The organism is Antarctobacter sp. (assembly GCF_034670325.1).
Taxonomy (GTDB): Bacteria; Pseudomonadota; Alphaproteobacteria; order Rhodobacterales; family Rhodobacteraceae; genus Antarctobacter.
Map to the genome: position 1 here is coordinate 827,394 of NZ_JAXMNR010000001.1, position 14,527 is coordinate 841,920.

Sequence of the window (14,527 nt, forward strand, 5' to 3'; positions counted from 1 at the left end):
GATCACGTGGCGAAGTCGAAGAAGGATAAGCCCGCCGACAACGGTGCGGCCGAAGACAGCCTGCCTGAGGCGGACGCGCTGGCACCTGACGCGCCGGAAACAGATGACACCCTGACGGGTGCCGAGGGCGAAGACAGTCTGACGGCTGAGTCGACAGATGTTGTGGAAGATACCTTTCGGTCACAGGCAGAGGATGACACCGTCGCCGACCCGGTCCTTGAAACCGGCGATCCGTCGGATACCGACCCCGTGATCGTTGAGGACGATGTTCTGGTCGCAGAAGGCTTTGACGACACGCTGACGGTCGAGGCCGCAGCGCCCAAGGTCGATGCCGGTCCGGCCATGGCCGCCGCTGCGCCGCAGGTCATCAAAGAGACGGTGGTTCAGCGCAAAGGTGGGTTCCTGCCCATGCTGCTGGGGGGGGTCGTAGCCGCGGGGCTTGGCTACGCCGCGGGCAGCTATCCGGACCTGCCGTTCATGGGTGGCTCGGAAGAGGCCGAAGACCCGTTCTTTGCGGAAACCCGCGCCGCGCTGGTGTCGCAAGGTGAGCAGATCGAAACGCTGTCCAAACGGACCGCAACGACGGATGAGGCGCTGGGCAAGATCGATCTGGCCCCGCTTGGCACCTCCGTCACAGCGCTGGAGGGGGGGCTTGCCGACCTCCAAACCGCTATAACGGGTATGGAGACCAAGCTGACTGCCATCAGTGACAAGGCCACAGCGCTGGATATCCGGCTGACCTCGATCGAGAAACAGCCGCTGGTGGACGCGGTTTCGCCAGAGACGGTCGCCGCATATGAGCGGGAGCTTGAGGCTCTGAAAGCCGATGTCACGGCCCAAAAAGCCGCAATCGCCGCCGCGCAGGCCGATCAGTTGGCTACGATGGAGGCCGCGCGCAAAGAGATCGAGGCGATGGCCGCCCGTGCCCGCGCGTCCGAGCAAAGCGCCGAGAGCCGTGCGGCCCTTGCCGCGAGCCGTGCGGCATTGGCTGACTTGACCACCCGTGCCCGTGATGGCCAGCCCTATGCAGAGCCGCTGGCGGTGCTGACGGCCAACGGCGTCGAGGTGCCAGCACCGCTGGTCGAGGGCGCGCAAGAGGGTTTGCCCACAGCTTCTGCCCTGATCTCCAGCTTTCCAGACGCCGCGCGTGACGCGTTGGCCGTGGCCCGCGCCAGCGGTGCCAGTGCGGACGATGCAGGCGGCGTTGCGGGGTTCTTCCGCAATCAGCTAGGCGCACGTTCTGTCACCCCGCGCGAAGGCAATGACCCGGATGCGGTCCTGTCGCGCGCCGAAGCGGCGCTGCGCAATGGCGATCTGAACACCGTGCTGACCGAAATCGCGGTCCTGCCGGAAGCCGCACAGAATGAAATGTCGGACTGGGTGGCGATGGCCCGGTTGCGGCGCGATGCCCTCGCCGCCGCTGCCGATCTCGCCCAGACACTGAACCAGGAATAAGGGTCGGAACCATGCTTTGGTCAATAATCAAGATCGTTGTGTTCGTCGCGCTGGTCGCGGCCCTGACCCTTGGCGCGGGCTACCTGCTGGAAAGTCAGGGGGGCATTCAAATCACCGTCGCAGGGATGGAGTTCACCCTTGGCCCCCTGCAATCGGTCATGGCCGCCGTCGTCGTTGTCTTTGGTGTGTGGCTGTTCTTCAAGCTGTTCGGCCTTGTCATCGCGACGCTGAAATTCATCAACGGCGATGACACTGCGCTAAGCCGCTATTTTGACCGCAACCGCGAACGCAAAGGCTATCAGGCGCTGGCCGAGGGGTTGATGGCGCTGTCCTCGGGCGAGGGAAGGCTGGCGATTGCCAAGGCCACCAAGGCCGAGAAATACCTGCACAAGCCAGAACTGACCGACCTGATCACCGCGCAGGCTGCGGAAATGGTCGGTGACAACCGCAAGGCCGAAGAGGTCTACAAACGCCTGCTGAAAACCGACAACACGCGGTTTGTGGGCATTCGCGGGATCATGAAGCAAAAGCTGGCCAGCGGCGACACGGACACGGCGCTGCAACTGGCCGAACGCGCCTTTGCTATCAAGCCAAAACATGCCGAAGTGCAGGACACGCTGCTGCAATTGCAGGCTGAAAAGCACGACTGGGCCGGTGCACGCAAGACCTTGGCGGCCAAGTTGAAACATGGTGCGCTGCCGCGTGACGTCTATCGCCGCCGCGACGCCGTTCTGGCGCTGTCCTCGGCCACAGAAATCGACGATCCAGAGGCCAGCGGCAAGGCCGCCGAGGCCGCGATCGAGGCCAACCGCGCCTCTCCCGATCTGATCCCCGCTGCGGCGCTGGCCGCGCGCGCCTACATTGACCAAGGGCGCAAGCGCAACGCCATGAAGGTGATCAAAAAGGCTTGGGAATCGCATCCTCATCCCGACCTTGCTGCCGCTTTTGCCGCTATCGAGCCTGACGAAACCCCGGAACAGCGGGTTCAGCGCTTTGTGCAACTGACCCGCATCCAGCCCGATCACCGCGAGACCAAGCTGCTCAAGGCTGAACTGAACCTCGCCGCCGAGGATTTCCCCGAGGCGCGCCGGTCGCTTGGCGATCTGGTCGAAAAGAACCCCGACGCCCGGGTGCTGGCGATCATGGCGGCTATCGAAAAAGGCGAAGGTGCAAAGGACGCGGTGATCCGTGGCTGGTTGGCCAAGGCGCTGACCGCGCCGCGCGGTCCGCAGTGGGTTTGCGACAAGTGCAACACGATCCACGCCGAATGGGCGCCGATCTGTTCCAACTGCTCCGCCTTCGACACGCTTAGCTGGACCACCCCGCCGCAATCCGAAGTGGTGCTGCCCGCAGGGGCCAACATGCTGCCGCTCATCATCGGCGGCGCGCTGGAGGACAAGACCGACTCGGTCGCCGAGGAGCCCGAGATCATCGACGTCGGTCCCGAGGCCGCAGCGACTGCCGCCCCAACCGAGGCCAAAGCCCCGGCCCCCGAGCCGGAAGACGCCGAGGTGATCGAGGACGCGGCCCCAGAGAAGGCAGCCGCGAAATAACGCTTTCCCTTGCGCGGGCGGTTTGCTAATAGCCCGCGCACCAAGATCGGCCAGATGCTGTCAGGACATCGCGACGATCATGAGAAGAGTGCCGGTGTAGCTCAGCTGGTAGAGCACGTCATTCGTAATGAGTGCTCAAATCGACCATTTTCGCAGCATCATCAAGATGTTAGGTGTTTTCGAGAATCTCGTTTTCGAGATTGTTACGAGAATTTGCAGGAGCAGTTCAGATCAGCAGACCCTACCCGTTGCGCCGCAAGGCACCTTGCTCGATGGGCGTTAGCTCAAGGCTGGGGACCATGTAGCGCCAGATGCGTTTTGGATGATTTTGATTGCGTTGGTTCGTGCGAAAGACGCGATGAAGGCATGGTGAACACTAAGCACATGCTCTTGGAGTTCCTGATCATCTTCAATGGCAATTACGTCCAATCCCATTTCTCGACATTTGTCGATTAAGAAGTGATGGGCGTGATCAGTGGTGCCACGGTAGTCCATGAATTGATTGATGGTTGCTTCCGCCGCCTTCGTTGGCTCGGCGTGATCTGCAAACATGTTGGCCTCAAGCCATTTTGTGACCATATCTCGTGAGCCGTCTACAGACCGCTCGCAATCAAGCATGAAAGCGGGAGGGTATTTTGCAAAGACCTGTTGGTAGACAAGTTGCTTGAGTGGCTCTTTCTTTATTTCCAAGATTGCTTGATCAACCTCTGCCAGTACCCCCATCGCAGGGTGGCCTTTGACCTGTGGGTCAGTGGGACCAAGGCAGGAGTGCTTACCCATCAGGACTTGCTTACAGGCGCAAGCAATCATTGTGCCCGCAGACATCGCCATATGCGGTACTATTGCACGAATATCCCGTCCGAAGAGTTTGTAGAGGTATTCAACTAATGCGCGAGTAGCTTCGGTACCGCCACCAGGTGTGTGAAGTATTAGGTCAAGTCCACGGTCGCGCGGCACATTGTGAACAACGGCCATGAAGCCGTTCATATCCAAATCGGTAATAGCACTCTCGGGGTGCGGCCTGCCGTCAGGACTTCGTTTTTGAAGGAACCCGGAGTAATACGCTATGACGGTACGCTCTACGTGACCCTCCAAATTTTGGAGGTACTTGGCTCGCACCAAATCGCATGCATTCGGTGCGCCGATTTGCGAAATTTCAGTGTTGATCTCGTTCCATGTGGGCATCGTATTGAACAGTCTCCGACATAACGGTTATCGGAGTGAACTCGCCATAGCCCGAAAAAGCAAGTGAAGTGTCGCTTTGCACAACATCTTGTAGTAGATCACCCGCGCTAGCTGGCTCTCGAAAGGAGAAGCCTAAATCAAGTAGTGTGGATTCCCGCTTGGATCTGCGTTCGTCAGTCATGCTCCAGCTCCAACTGAGGTGATTCGCTGCAAGTTAGCATATGCGAGTCAAGTGGCAAAACGCTTAATGAGGTGGGATCGTCATTCTTGGACCGAAGCCACCAGCTGATCTCACCGCTTGGTCTTGGGTGGGTAGTGGTGCCTCAAGAGGGACTCGAACCCCCGACCTTGTCCTTACGAAGGACCTGCTCTACCAGCTGAGCTATTGAGGCGGACCGACCGTGCCCTTAATCCCAACGGACGGCTCGTTCAAGCGTCTTTTTCTGGATGCTTGTAAGAGCCTCGTCGCCCACGCGCCGGTCACAAGTGGAGAACCCCTATGTTCAAACCGGCGCTCAGACACACCTCCGACCGCAAGCGACTCACCACGGAACTAATCGAGAGATTTTGCGTTGATCAGACGTGAAAACCGAACAGGAAATCACCATCTTAGCAAAAAATGAAGCACAACGATCAATCCTTCTGGCATGAGCTCGCTTGTGAGAGGTGTGATTCGGTGGACACACATTTTGTCCGTGACACTATATATGGTTATGATGCAATATGCAGTCATCACCGTTCGGTGGTAGCGTGTCAAAAAAGTCGAACTGAGGCAGTCAGGGCAAATGCTGAGTCAATACTAGAAGGCAGGTTCAAGAACTGCTTTATTGACTAAGCTTCGCACAGAGAGGCAGGCTACTTTGTATTTTGATCCGGAAGACAACTCTTCAAGACTTAAGAAGAGCATCGCAGCGGCTATCGTTGACGATGTGATTACGTTCAACGAATTTTCTGAGAGTTCCAATCGCCTAGTCGCGGTGTTCGACGATCCTGTAGACGAGTTTACGGCAGGGAGAATTCGGTTATTTCAACAGACAGTATTCGATGCCTGCGGTGCCTACTCGACAGTGGTGAAGACCATCCCCGCATGCTTAAAGGTGTTTTTCGAACTCGACATTGACGTGGACGAAGTAAAAGCAGACTTAAGAAAATTCTTCGAATCCGGGGAGTTTTCGGCTACTAGTGGCGAACTTGGAATTCTCTATGTCCAGTTTGCTGGAAAAATCTATAAAAAATAAGAAGTCGAGTTGGTATGCCGAAGCACTACGACCTAGCGGTTCTCTGCGCCAAGTATGAGGAATTGGAGCAGTTGCAAGCTGTTTTCCGGGAAGAATTCACTAAGGTGAGCGGCGATAGGCTCGTCGATCAAATCTATAAATTCAATACGCCTAACGGAACCAAGAAACTCATCGTAATGAACTGCGGCGATATGGGGCATACCGCAGCGGCGGTGCAAACGGGACGGCTGATCATCCAACACCAGCCCAAAGTCATCTTCTTTGTTGGGACTGCTGCCAGTCTATCCCCGATAGAGGTGCAGTTGGGGGACGTGCTAGTTCCGCGCAAGGCCGTTTACCGGATGTATGACAAAATCTCCGAGAAGGGTCAAAGAGACTTTGATCGGCGGATGAACGGCGAGGGGTCCAAAGAGCAATTCTTTGGCGAGAACGTGTTATGTGCTGACACAACAACTACGCAAATTTCTCCCGACATGCTTGGAGCGCTAGCCGGCGTGAGACTTGATGAAAAGGCCCTGAAGTCAGGTGAAACCAAGGAAATCGAGCTGGAAGGGCAGAAAATCCAGCTTCGAGCCCCCAAGATTCTTAAGGATGAAGATGTATTTTCGTGTGGTATGGTGGTCGATAGCCTCTCCTACCGTAAGTTCATTTCCGAGTTTGCTGACGATGCATATAGGAAACTCAAAATCATCGACATGGAGTCATTCGGTTTTTACACTGCAATTGATCATGCAAAAAAGTCTGGCGTCGGTTCAGATACAGAAGGCGTGATGATACGAGGTGTTTCGGATTACGCCGGTCGTAAACAACAGACAGAAACCAAACCTGACGACTGGAAGTCTGTTTGCGTGGCGAACGCAGCCATTGTTGCAGCTCAGATAATCAAAGATATCTATGCTCCTCATGATGACGATGATTGACGAATAGTCTTGTGGGTTTCAGGGGTACTAAAGATTAGTTCGGCGATAGAGCTGAAGTTGCCTGCCGACCACCATTGATGCCAATGGTCGGCAAAGTTTGGGTTTATCAGAACGGAATGTCGTCGTCCGTACCAAAACTAGCGTCGAGGTGTTCTTCGTGGCTAGGGTCGATACTTTCGGCAACACCGATGTAGAACCAGTCGCCGCGTTTGCGGTTCAGCGACCAAGGAATGGCTCGAAGGTTCCACGGCACATGAAGGCCGCAGATCACCGGCTCACCAGATTTGTTCTTGCCGACAAGCTGAACGATGTGATCCACCTCGTGAGGTATTCCAGTTACATCGTGCAAAGTGTCGGCGGCCTCGTAGACCTCGAAGATTTGCCGCCTGTGCGCATCCGTCAACCAATCCGGTACCGCATTTAGCTTCTTTGCTCGCGCCATCGCCGCTTCGAAGGAACGCTGCACCTTGTTGCGATGGTAGTATCGCTGATGCTTGGTCGGCAAGCTGGCCACCCACGCTTCCCATTCGGCTTTGCGCAGAGCCTCATATGCAAGGGTCTCGAGTTCGGCCTCGGCAGCTTCTGCGGCCACTTGTTCCGGGGTCATACCCCGTTCGTTCATGTCGTCCATATCCGCTCCTTTCATCATGTCGGGCATCGGAATGGACAGGAAACCGATACCCAGCGGTGACAGGGTTTCCTTTGGACAATCGGCAATGTGCGGATTGGGGGACGATCTCGGAAAAGGTATCGGCCAGCAGCCGATAAATGGGACTTCGCCGAGCCGAAGTCAAGGTTGAGGGAATGACAGGCCCGATACGAAGGTCAAAGAGCCGCAGAGATGGGCTCTGGTGACTTGGCAGGCGTCAACCCAGGTCACGCGTGCGGACACCGCATAGACGCCCAGCAGCGCCGCGCCTTTACCAGTATCCGCGCAGGTGGCTCACTTCGATGTTCCGGGGCGCGAAGTGAGTCTCTGAGAGCAAAGCGAGGCACATGGCGACGAAGCGGTCGGCATGGTGGCCGCGCCCGCCGCCTTGCAAGGTGAGGTTGCCAGCGGACGTCATCTTGAACTCGACAGAGGTGGACTCGCGGATCAATTCCTCCTTCTCGGGCAGGTCGTGGGCAATGCGCAGGGAACCATTCTCAAGGCAGGTCGCGGCATTTTCGAACAGGACGTTCTTCGAGCAGGTGATCCGGTTGCCTTTGCGATTGATGGACGAGCCAGCCGTCATGGTTACGGCATTGACGGGCACCTTGGCCTGTTCGAACAATCCCACAAGCGGGGCGCCCATGCCGGTCGCATCCATTGTCAGGGTCCAGTTCTTCAGCTTGCGCAAGATCGACGCCACCCAGTCGATCACGTCAACGGCCTCGTCGAGTTTCGCGGTCTCGGTATAGACGACGGTGTATTCGGGTGCCGTCAGCGCCTGTTCCCAGCCTCGGCCCGTCATGAAGGGCCGTGACTCCGCCTTGATGATCGTCAGTGCCGAAGGGTCTTCTCCCCGGCCCCCCACATCAAGCCCAACGGCATATCGGCGAAAGCCGCGCGCCGAGTGCCCAGCCGCCGCAGGATCAGAGGAAGTCGGCATGATCAACGTGCCGTCGTCGCGTTCGATCAGTTCATAGGACAAGGGCTTGCTCCGTATTGTTGGTCGCCCGCATGAGCGTGGCGTGAGAAACGAGGGGGTCGCCTCCACCCGCGAATTGACAGTCGTATTCACGGGCGAAACGCTGGGACGAGATGACCGAGCGTTCCCGCTCGATGGCCGCGATCAACTCGGGATCACCGCAATCGCGGTAATGACCGAGGATCATTTCGAAGTCGTTCGGCTCCGTCCACCAGCGATAGAAAAAGCCATCCTTCCACATGGGCGTGGACGTGACGAGCAACCGGCCTGTCACCTTGCGGCGCAAAGGCAGGACCGCTGCAATGTCGTCGTCGGCAATCAGGGCCGCTTCATCCAGGCACAGAATGTCCGCCGTGAAACCGCGTGCGCTGTCGGTCGCTGGCATAGCTAGGATGCGCCCCTTGTGGTTTGCCGCAGACACCTCGGTTTTCAGAAACTGAATGTCGCGAGGGGCGAATGGGTCCGCGTCTCGGAATTCCTTCACGCGCAGTAGAAACTCTTTCGCTTGCTTCTCGGTCGGCGTGATCACGACGACTGTCAGCCCCCGGAGAAAGCCATCCCAAGCGACGCACGCCACCGCCGTGCTTTTGCCCAATTGCCTGCTCGCCATAAGGATAATGTGGGAAGCTGTGGATGAGAGCAGGTGTCTTTGAAACGTGCGGGGCTCCACGCCCATCGTGGCTCGAAACCGGGCGATGGGATCGAGCGAGACAGCCAGCCCACCAAGGAACCGATGAAGGGCAGGATCGAGGGCCGTCATGGCTGATGCTCGATCACTTGGAGTTGCTGCATTTCCGTCAGGAAGTCGGCCTTTGCCGAGGGGTGTGCTTCCAACACCCTCAAGACGATCTGCCGCAAAAGCAGGAATTGCGGGGACGTTCCGAGGTCGACCGTCACGTCGATTTTCTGGCTGAACATGCCTCGGACCTTTGCGAGGTCCATCAACGTGTTCCGCATTTCCCGCATCTGAGCGAGTTCCAGCAGCTTGTCGTCGTCTTCGCCGCATGCCTCGACCGCTGTCCGCAGGCGGCGCACGAGCCAGCGCAGATCGCTGTCAATGTCGTCGCCATCAGAGACAACCGCTGCCGCCTCTTTCACTGCCGCAACATGCTCTGACTGCCGGACCCGCGCTGCGATCAACAGGCGTTCATCTTCGGGCACCTTGTTCCACCAGCGTTTGACCGACGTGTCGGACACCCCGAATTGCTTGCCAATGGCGAGCATCGGCCGGGAACCTGTCGCGAGTTCTTCCTTGATGCGCTCCTGCGTGGCCAGCGGAAGTTCATCGAGCTTGTGCCTACGTCCCATGCCGCCCCCAAAGATGCAGCGCGAGACCAGCGACGCCTACCGGCTCGATCCGCTCTAGGACGCGCGCCAGCCACGGTTGTTGGCCCGTCAGTTCCTTGGTCAGACCTTCGTCTGCCCAGCCGATCCATTCGGCCACCATCGCCTTGAGAGCGACAATGGCCGACTCCATCTTTCGCGTCGGCTGGTCATCGACCCAGACAGAGAGGTCCACGGGATCGACCGTCACTCGATCCCAATGGACCCCGAGCAGGACCGATGCAGCCGCCCGCTTGGTCGCCACATGTTCTGCCGAGAACATCACTCGTCTGCCACGATTTCGAGCGGCACGCCGCGCCCCGCGGCCTCGGCCTTCGCCGCGCGATATTTGGTGACTGACCGCGCATCCGTCTTGCGGATTTGCACCGGGGCTTTGGCCGGATCGAAGTTGCCCTTCTCGGCCTCCGCGAGTTGCGCCGCAAGTTCCGAGGAATGGTCCTTCTGCTTGACGAGTTCGCCCAGCAACTCGGAATTCTTTTTGGCGATCCCGTCGAGGCGTTCATCGACCTTCGCGCCGATCCGGCCCATGACGGCCTCGGCCAGCTTCTCGACAAGCGCCGCGTGCTGGGCGTCTTGGTTGCCTTCGCTCACTTTCTCTTCCTTTCCATAACGAAGAAAACGGACACATAGCGCCCGCCTTCCTGTGGTTCTGGATAGGAGGAGAAGGGCGCAACCCGTCGATGTAGTGATGATAAGATTTTGGAATCGCTCGCTCAAACGGCAAAGCAGGTCTTTTCAAGGAGAGTTAGGTGCTACAGTTCAATGTCGATGAAGGCTGCAAGGTCATCGACCAATTCTGCGTGCGTTACGGGGCGACGATCAAGGCCCCGCCATAGGTCAGGTTCCATGGTTCGGCTTTCGGCAAGGCGGCGGTCTTTGTTCTGCCGGTCCTGTGCCCTCAATTTTTCCGCCCAGCGGCGTTCACGACGCACTCGGACCTTTTCACGCGCGTTGTCGAAGTAGGTCTTCTGCCGCTCACGCTCCTTTGCCCAAAGCTCACGCGCGATCTCGATGCCTTTGAGACGGTAGCCGTGATCGTCGCTGAGGCCTGCGCCATTCAGGATGGCGACAACACTGCTCCGCACTCGATCCGGGTCCTGATCGGCCAGCAGACAATGCGCACGCCGTGACTCGGCCCACGGACCGTCTGAGTCCGCCAGAAATGCTAGGGCATCGCGTCGCGCGGTGATTGCCTCGTCGTGGGTGGAACAGGCGATGGAGACCGAAAAGAGGTCAATCACCGCCTGCGCGAGGACAGCACGGGCCAGCAGTTGTTCCGGCGATGTGTGCCGGGTCTGATCGAGAATCCCATGCGCCATCAGGATTCCGCGTTGGCTGCGTTCTCTTGAAGGCGGAAGATCGTTCTGTCGTGGTCCGGCAGGTCGTCGAGGGTGTGGAAAGTCCGAATATTGAAGCCTTCGCGTTCGGCCTGCAAACGGCGCCGCACGAGGCCGGTGCCGGTCTCCAAGTCTGCGCGGACCCAGCGCGTCTTGGTGTGCTTGTTGTCGAACGTGGCGACCTTAGATTCCATCACCACACGCTTGTCCGTGTTGCGGATGGTGGGATCGGTGTCGCCGTCGATCACTGACACGGTTGCACCAGCTTGTTCGGCGGCCAGTTTCGCGGCGCGGTACTTTGCAGGGTCGCGGGCATCCTCGCGCGTCAGGCTGTGGGCTGGGCGCACGCCGATGGGATACCAATTACCGTCTGGGCCACGCTCCATCCCAGCGGCCTGCATTTTGCGCTCCTGAATTTCTTCGGCCACGATGTCCACGATTGATTTGGTCATGCTGCGGACTCCACGCGTCAACGTCGGCACGGCGATAGCGGACCCAGCGCTCGGTCGGCTGGCAGAACGGCGGGTCGATACCTTCCTTGCGCATCTGATAGAGCCGTTCGGCTGACACTTGCAGGTAGACCGCACACTCCTGCGTGGTCATCAACTGCGGCGGGTTCGCGCGAACCGCAACATCGAGGATTTGGTCGAGTTTCGACTCGATGGTCGATAGGTCGGTCATGATGGTCACCATTTGATTGGTGCCAGATGACCGAGGCGCTGCCTGCTTTTGGTCGGTCGGGATCGCTGATCCCAGTCGCCGTTTGCGCCTTCGGCCTCACATCACGGTCAGGTCAGTGCCCGCGAGTGGAGGCGTGATGTAATAGAATTACGATGCAGATCGAGAAATTTCAACAACAGAACAAGGTGCCGTTTTGCACCGCGACATGATGTAGGCGGAGACCTTGTTCGCCGCATCACGTTGGGAGTCGAGGTCGGGCACGCCGTAATGACCGAGCATGGCGATCTCTTTGTCCTTGAGGTTCTGCTGATTGAGCCAGCGTTGAATGTGGTAGGGGATCACAACGGACATGGCGGCCTCGTTCCAGAAGTGGCGCACGTCGCCGGGGGCCGTCAGTGGAAGTCGATCCAGCACGTCGAGATGGCCGAGTTTGCCGTTGATGCGACGGCGGGATGGGAAGACCCAATCGCTATCGTGCATGTCGCGCAGGCGCTGGAACACAGACAGGGAGTAGTCGGACATGGCGACGGTGCGACCGTTCTCGTCGCGCTTGAGCCGGTCGAACGTGACGGTGCCGGCATCCAGATCGACGTGCGCCCAGGTCAGCGACCGAAGGACGTTTTCGCGACCGCCCATGTGCCAGCGCAACTCCCAGCAGGCCCGCTTGATCGGATTGTCCACGGCTTCGATTTCGGCCCAGCGATCTGCCCAGTCGATGGTTCGGTCGATCTCCCGTGTGGGCTGCTTGGTAATGTCGGTGAGTGTCGGGATCGGCAGAACGATGGCGTGGACCTTGCAGGCATGGCGCAGCGTCGCACCGACGACTGTATGCGCCCGGTACGCGGCGTGTGGGAACTTCTGCTGAAGTGAGTTGAGGTGCTGGTTAATGTTTCGGGTTGGCAGTTTGTCGATCTGAACGTCTGCCCACGTTGACAGATGCATTTCGAAGCTCCGGCGGTAGTCCTTTCTGGTTTGTTCCCGCATCCGACTCTTGCCAGAGAAGCGCGGGCCTGTCTGGTGCGTAAGATAGGCATCCAGCGCGCCGGAGAGGGTCGGCAGGGATGCATCCTCCTCGATTGCCTTCGTCGCCTTCTCTGCCCGGCTCAGGTGCTCTCCGGCGTCCATCTTAGCCTTGACCTCGCAGGCCTCCTTCCACGCGGCATCACGCTTCATTTTGGGGAACTGGCCGATCTTGACCTGGCGCGACTTTTGCGCCGCGCCGTCCCACTTCGAGGCATACCACGTCTTCGACCCCGACGTGACGCAGAGGCGGAGCCCGCTATACGTCTTGTCCGAGTACCATTCTGCCTTGTCCGTGTGCTTGATCCGCTGGATCGCGCTGTCCGTGAAAGTCGTCTTCGTCGCCATTACAATGCTCCTGTTTTCGAGAACTTTTCGAGAACATGTTACGGCGAAGTTGGTCAGACACCAACCAGAGACTGAGGTAATGCGCTGTTTTTGTTGACTGTTTTGACGAGGACCGTATGCAGTTGGGCGTAGCTGCTGCCATTCGTAATGATGGGGTCGTAGGTTCGAGTCCTATCACCGGCACCACTTTTCCTGTTTCAAATACACGGGTTTGCATCTGGTGCAGGTGCGCCGCTCGGCGCGTTTTTTGTATGCTTTGGCCGCCAGAGCACAAACGCACGATCTACCCCGTCTTACATTTTGCGCGAGTCCGGCTGGCAGCTTTGAAACGTAGGACCAGTCCGCACCGATCATGTCACAATGGTCGGGTCAGGTTTCAAACCAATATCGGTCCAGTTCTCGGACGGTTTGGGCATTTTTGTAGGGCGAACGAAGTGCTGCTTGCCGGCACCAAAATGGGCAAAATTTGTCCCTGGCTCGTGGAAAAACTCAGCGATTCAAGGGCGAGCGTCTACAGTTGTAGCCAAAATTCGAAAATCCGTGCAGCCGGGTCGCCACGTGCGTGATCTGCGTGTTAGCGATAACGGAAATAAAATATTACCAATTTGGAATGCATGCCTTAAAGTGTCTCTAGGGCAACCCGAGGTTTGAACCCCGGGAATCCCTGAAGTCACGGGAGGACTGACATGACAAACAAGATCACGACGCGGCGCGCCGCGCTGCGTACTTTGGCAGGTGCCGGGGCAGCAACGCTGGCGGCTCCGCATATCGCCGGAGCGGCGAGCCACACCAAGACCTGGAAGATCCAGACCAGCTGGCCCGGCGGCGCCGGATTGCAGATTTTCAAGGACTGGTGCGCGACCATCGAGGAAAAGACCGGCGGGGAACTGGCGTTCCAGCCCTTCGGCGCCAATGATGTCGTCGGCGACTTTCAGTTGTTCGACGCGGTCAAGAACGGCGTTCTGGACGCGGTGAACCCCTTTACCATTTACGCGCAGGGCATCATCCCCGCGGCAACTTTCCTGACCTCGATCCCGCTGGGTCTGCGCAATCCGCATGAATTCGACGTCTTTTACTATGGCCTCGGCGGTATCGACATCGCGCGCGAATTGTACGCGGCCCAAGGTATGCATTTCGTCGGCCCGGTCCACCACGGCCCGAACATCATTCACTCTAAGGTGCCGATCCGGTCGATCGACGATTTCGCGGGCCGCAAGATGCGACTGCCCGGCGGTATGGTCGCGGAAATCTTTACCCAGATCGGTGCCGAGACCACGGTTCTGCCCGGTTCGGAAATCTTCCCGGCGTTGGAAAAAGGCACCATCGACGTGGCCGACTATGTGGGTCCGGCGGTGAACTACGCGCTCGGCTTCAGTCAGGTTACGGATTACATCGTCATGGGCCCACCGGGCTTCATGTCGCTGTACCAGCCGGTCGACATCATGGACATCACCGTGGGCAAGGCCGCGTGGGACGCCCTGTCGCCGCAGATGCAGCAGTTCGTCGAGATGGAAACGCACGTCTACTCCGACATGCACCACGCCGCAATTCAGGCCGCCGACCAAGAGGCCTGGGGCAAGTTCGAGGCCGACGGCACCGAGGTTACACGACTGACGCAGGACGATGTGGAACTGATGACAGAGGTCGCCGTTCCGATCTGGTTCGACTACGCCAACCGCGACCCGCAGGCCGCGCGCGTGTTCAAGATCCAGTTGGATTACATGATGTCCGGCTCGCTGGGCTATGTCGATCCGGCCCTGACGCAAGGTCTTGAGCTTAAGCTCTGACCGGGCTCTCAGGACCGCTTCTTTCGCC

General features: G+C 58.5%; 16 protein-coding genes and 1 tRNA gene. 5 read left to right on the forward strand and 12 right to left on the reverse strand.

Annotated features, from left to right (window positions below; translation table 11 throughout):
* Positions 1-6: 6 nt before the first annotated feature.
* On the forward strand, positions 7-1,455 hold the full coding sequence (locus VOI21_RS04000; protein WP_323767919.1) for a hypothetical protein: 1,449 nt from the start codon (positions 7-9) through the stop codon (positions 1,453-1,455).
* Between the two features lie 11 nt (positions 1,456-1,466).
* A complete protein-coding gene (locus VOI21_RS04005; protein WP_323767921.1) occupies positions 1,467-3,008 on the forward strand; it encodes a heme biosynthesis protein HemY in 1,542 nt (513 codons plus the stop codon).
* A 279-nt stretch (positions 3,009-3,287) separates the two neighbouring features.
* On the opposite strand, the gene VOI21_RS04010 is transcribed toward VOI21_RS04005, so the two are convergent.
* Both VOI21_RS04010 and VOI21_RS04015 read right to left on the reverse strand, forming a co-directional pair.
* On the reverse strand, positions 3,288-4,193 hold the full coding sequence (locus VOI21_RS04010; RefSeq protein ID WP_323767923.1) for an SDH family Clp fold serine proteinase: 906 nt from the start codon (positions 4,191-4,193) through the stop codon (positions 3,288-3,290).
* A 316-nt stretch (positions 4,194-4,509) separates the two neighbouring features.
* Positions 4,510-4,585: transfer RNA gene (locus tag VOI21_RS04015), tRNA-Thr, on the reverse strand.
* Between the two features lie 468 nt (positions 4,586-5,053).
* Here VOI21_RS04015 and VOI21_RS04020 point away from each other — a divergent pair.
* Together VOI21_RS04020 and VOI21_RS04025 are read left to right on the forward strand one after the other, a co-directional pair.
* Positions 5,054-5,431 (forward strand): hypothetical protein, encoded by a 378-nt coding sequence (locus VOI21_RS04020; RefSeq protein WP_323767925.1) that lies wholly within the window; start codon positions 5,054-5,056, stop codon positions 5,429-5,431.
* A 14-nt stretch (positions 5,432-5,445) separates the two neighbouring features.
* Positions 5,446-6,351, forward strand: coding sequence for a hypothetical protein (locus VOI21_RS04025; RefSeq protein ID WP_323767927.1), 906 nt, complete (start codon positions 5,446-5,448; stop codon positions 6,349-6,351).
* 106 nt (positions 6,352-6,457) lie between these two features.
* Here the strand turns inward: VOI21_RS04025 and VOI21_RS04030 are convergent, their stop codons facing one another.
* The 10 genes from VOI21_RS04030 to VOI21_RS04070 all read right to left on the reverse strand — a co-directional run bounded on the left by VOI21_RS04030 (position 6,458) and on the right by VOI21_RS04070 (position 12,712).
* Complete coding sequence (locus tag VOI21_RS04030) at positions 6,458-6,982, reverse strand: hypothetical protein (protein ID WP_323767929.1); 525 nt, start codon at positions 6,980-6,982, stop codon at positions 6,458-6,460.
* 289 nt (positions 6,983-7,271) lie between these two features.
* Positions 7,272-7,985 (reverse strand): hypothetical protein, encoded by a 714-nt coding sequence (locus VOI21_RS04035; protein ID WP_323767931.1) that lies wholly within the window; start codon positions 7,983-7,985, stop codon positions 7,272-7,274.
* On the reverse strand, positions 7,975-8,742 hold the full coding sequence (locus VOI21_RS04040) for a terminase large subunit domain-containing protein (RefSeq protein WP_323767933.1): 768 nt from the start codon (positions 8,740-8,742) through the stop codon (positions 7,975-7,977). The genes VOI21_RS04035 and VOI21_RS04040 overlap by 11 nt, the downstream gene beginning before the upstream one ends.
* Entirely contained in the window at positions 8,739-9,290 is a 552-nt protein-coding gene (locus tag VOI21_RS04045) for a hypothetical protein (RefSeq protein ID WP_323767935.1), read from the reverse strand. Before VOI21_RS04045 ends, VOI21_RS04040 begins: the two co-directional genes overlap by 4 nt.
* Positions 9,280-9,588 carry a hypothetical protein gene (locus VOI21_RS04050; protein ID WP_323767937.1) on the reverse strand — a complete coding sequence of 103 codons (309 nt, stop codon included), beginning with the start codon at positions 9,586-9,588 and terminating at the stop codon, positions 9,280-9,282. Before VOI21_RS04050 ends, VOI21_RS04045 begins: the two co-directional genes overlap by 11 nt.
* Positions 9,588-9,917, reverse strand: coding sequence for a hypothetical protein (locus tag VOI21_RS04055; RefSeq protein WP_323767939.1), 330 nt, complete (start codon positions 9,915-9,917; stop codon positions 9,588-9,590). Before VOI21_RS04055 ends, VOI21_RS04050 begins: the two co-directional genes overlap by 1 nt.
* Before the next feature lie 161 nt (positions 9,918-10,078).
* Positions 10,079-10,645 (reverse strand): hypothetical protein, encoded by a 567-nt coding sequence (locus VOI21_RS04060; RefSeq protein ID WP_323767941.1) that lies wholly within the window; start codon positions 10,643-10,645, stop codon positions 10,079-10,081.
* On the reverse strand, positions 10,645-11,115 hold the full coding sequence (locus tag VOI21_RS04065; RefSeq protein WP_323767943.1) for a hypothetical protein: 471 nt from the start codon (positions 11,113-11,115) through the stop codon (positions 10,645-10,647). Before VOI21_RS04065 ends, VOI21_RS04060 begins: the two co-directional genes overlap by 1 nt.
* A complete protein-coding gene (locus VOI21_RS24195; RefSeq protein ID WP_416358948.1) occupies positions 11,027-11,356 on the reverse strand; it encodes a helix-turn-helix transcriptional regulator in 330 nt (109 codons plus the stop codon). Before VOI21_RS24195 ends, VOI21_RS04065 begins: the two co-directional genes overlap by 89 nt.
* 135 nt (positions 11,357-11,491) lie before the next feature.
* Entirely contained in the window at positions 11,492-12,712 is a 1,221-nt protein-coding gene (locus VOI21_RS04070; RefSeq protein ID WP_323767945.1) for a tyrosine-type recombinase/integrase, read from the reverse strand.
* A gap of 686 nt (positions 12,713-13,398) precedes the next feature.
* On the opposite strand from VOI21_RS04070, the gene dctP reads away from it, so the two are divergent.
* Positions 13,399-14,499 carry a TRAP transporter substrate-binding protein DctP gene (gene dctP, locus VOI21_RS04075; RefSeq protein WP_323767947.1) on the forward strand — a complete coding sequence of 367 codons (1,101 nt, stop codon included), beginning with the start codon at positions 13,399-13,401 and terminating at the stop codon, positions 14,497-14,499.
* Positions 14,500-14,527: the final 28 nt, after the last annotated feature.

What these genes read in the sequence shown, in the direction of transcription:
- VOI21_RS04005 (WP_323767921.1), top strand. Translation starts at nt 1,467, where the DNA reads ATGCTTTGGTCAATAATCAAGATCGTTGTGTTCGTCGCGCTGGTCGCG.
- VOI21_RS04010 (WP_323767923.1), bottom strand. Translation starts at nt 4,193, where the DNA reads ATGCCCACATGGAACGAGATCAACACTGAAATTTCGCAAATCGGCGCA.
- VOI21_RS04025 (WP_323767927.1), top strand. Translation starts at nt 5,446, where the DNA reads ATGCCGAAGCACTACGACCTAGCGGTTCTCTGCGCCAAGTATGAGGAA.
- VOI21_RS04030 (WP_323767929.1), bottom strand. Translation starts at nt 6,982, where the DNA reads ATGGACGACATGAACGAACGGGGTATGACCCCGGAACAAGTGGCCGCA.
- VOI21_RS04040 (WP_323767933.1), bottom strand. Translation starts at nt 8,742, where the DNA reads ATGACGGCCCTCGATCCTGCCCTTCATCGGTTCCTTGGTGGGCTGGCT.
- VOI21_RS04045 (WP_323767935.1), bottom strand. Translation starts at nt 9,290, where the DNA reads ATGGGACGTAGGCACAAGCTCGATGAACTTCCGCTGGCCACGCAGGAG.
- VOI21_RS04050 (WP_323767937.1), bottom strand. Translation starts at nt 9,588, where the DNA reads ATGTTCTCGGCAGAACATGTGGCGACCAAGCGGGCGGCTGCATCGGTC.
- VOI21_RS04060 (WP_323767941.1), bottom strand. Translation starts at nt 10,645, where the DNA reads ATGGCGCATGGGATTCTCGATCAGACCCGGCACACATCGCCGGAACAA.
- VOI21_RS04065 (WP_323767943.1), bottom strand. Translation starts at nt 11,115, where the DNA reads ATGACCAAATCAATCGTGGACATCGTGGCCGAAGAAATTCAGGAGCGC.
- VOI21_RS24195 (WP_416358948.1), bottom strand. Translation starts at nt 11,356, where the DNA reads ATGGTGACCATCATGACCGACCTATCGACCATCGAGTCGAAACTCGAC.
- VOI21_RS04070 (WP_323767945.1), bottom strand. Translation starts at nt 12,712, where the DNA reads ATGGCGACGAAGACGACTTTCACGGACAGCGCGATCCAGCGGATCAAG.
- dctP (WP_323767947.1), top strand. Translation starts at nt 13,399, where the DNA reads ATGACAAACAAGATCACGACGCGGCGCGCCGCGCTGCGTACTTTGGCA.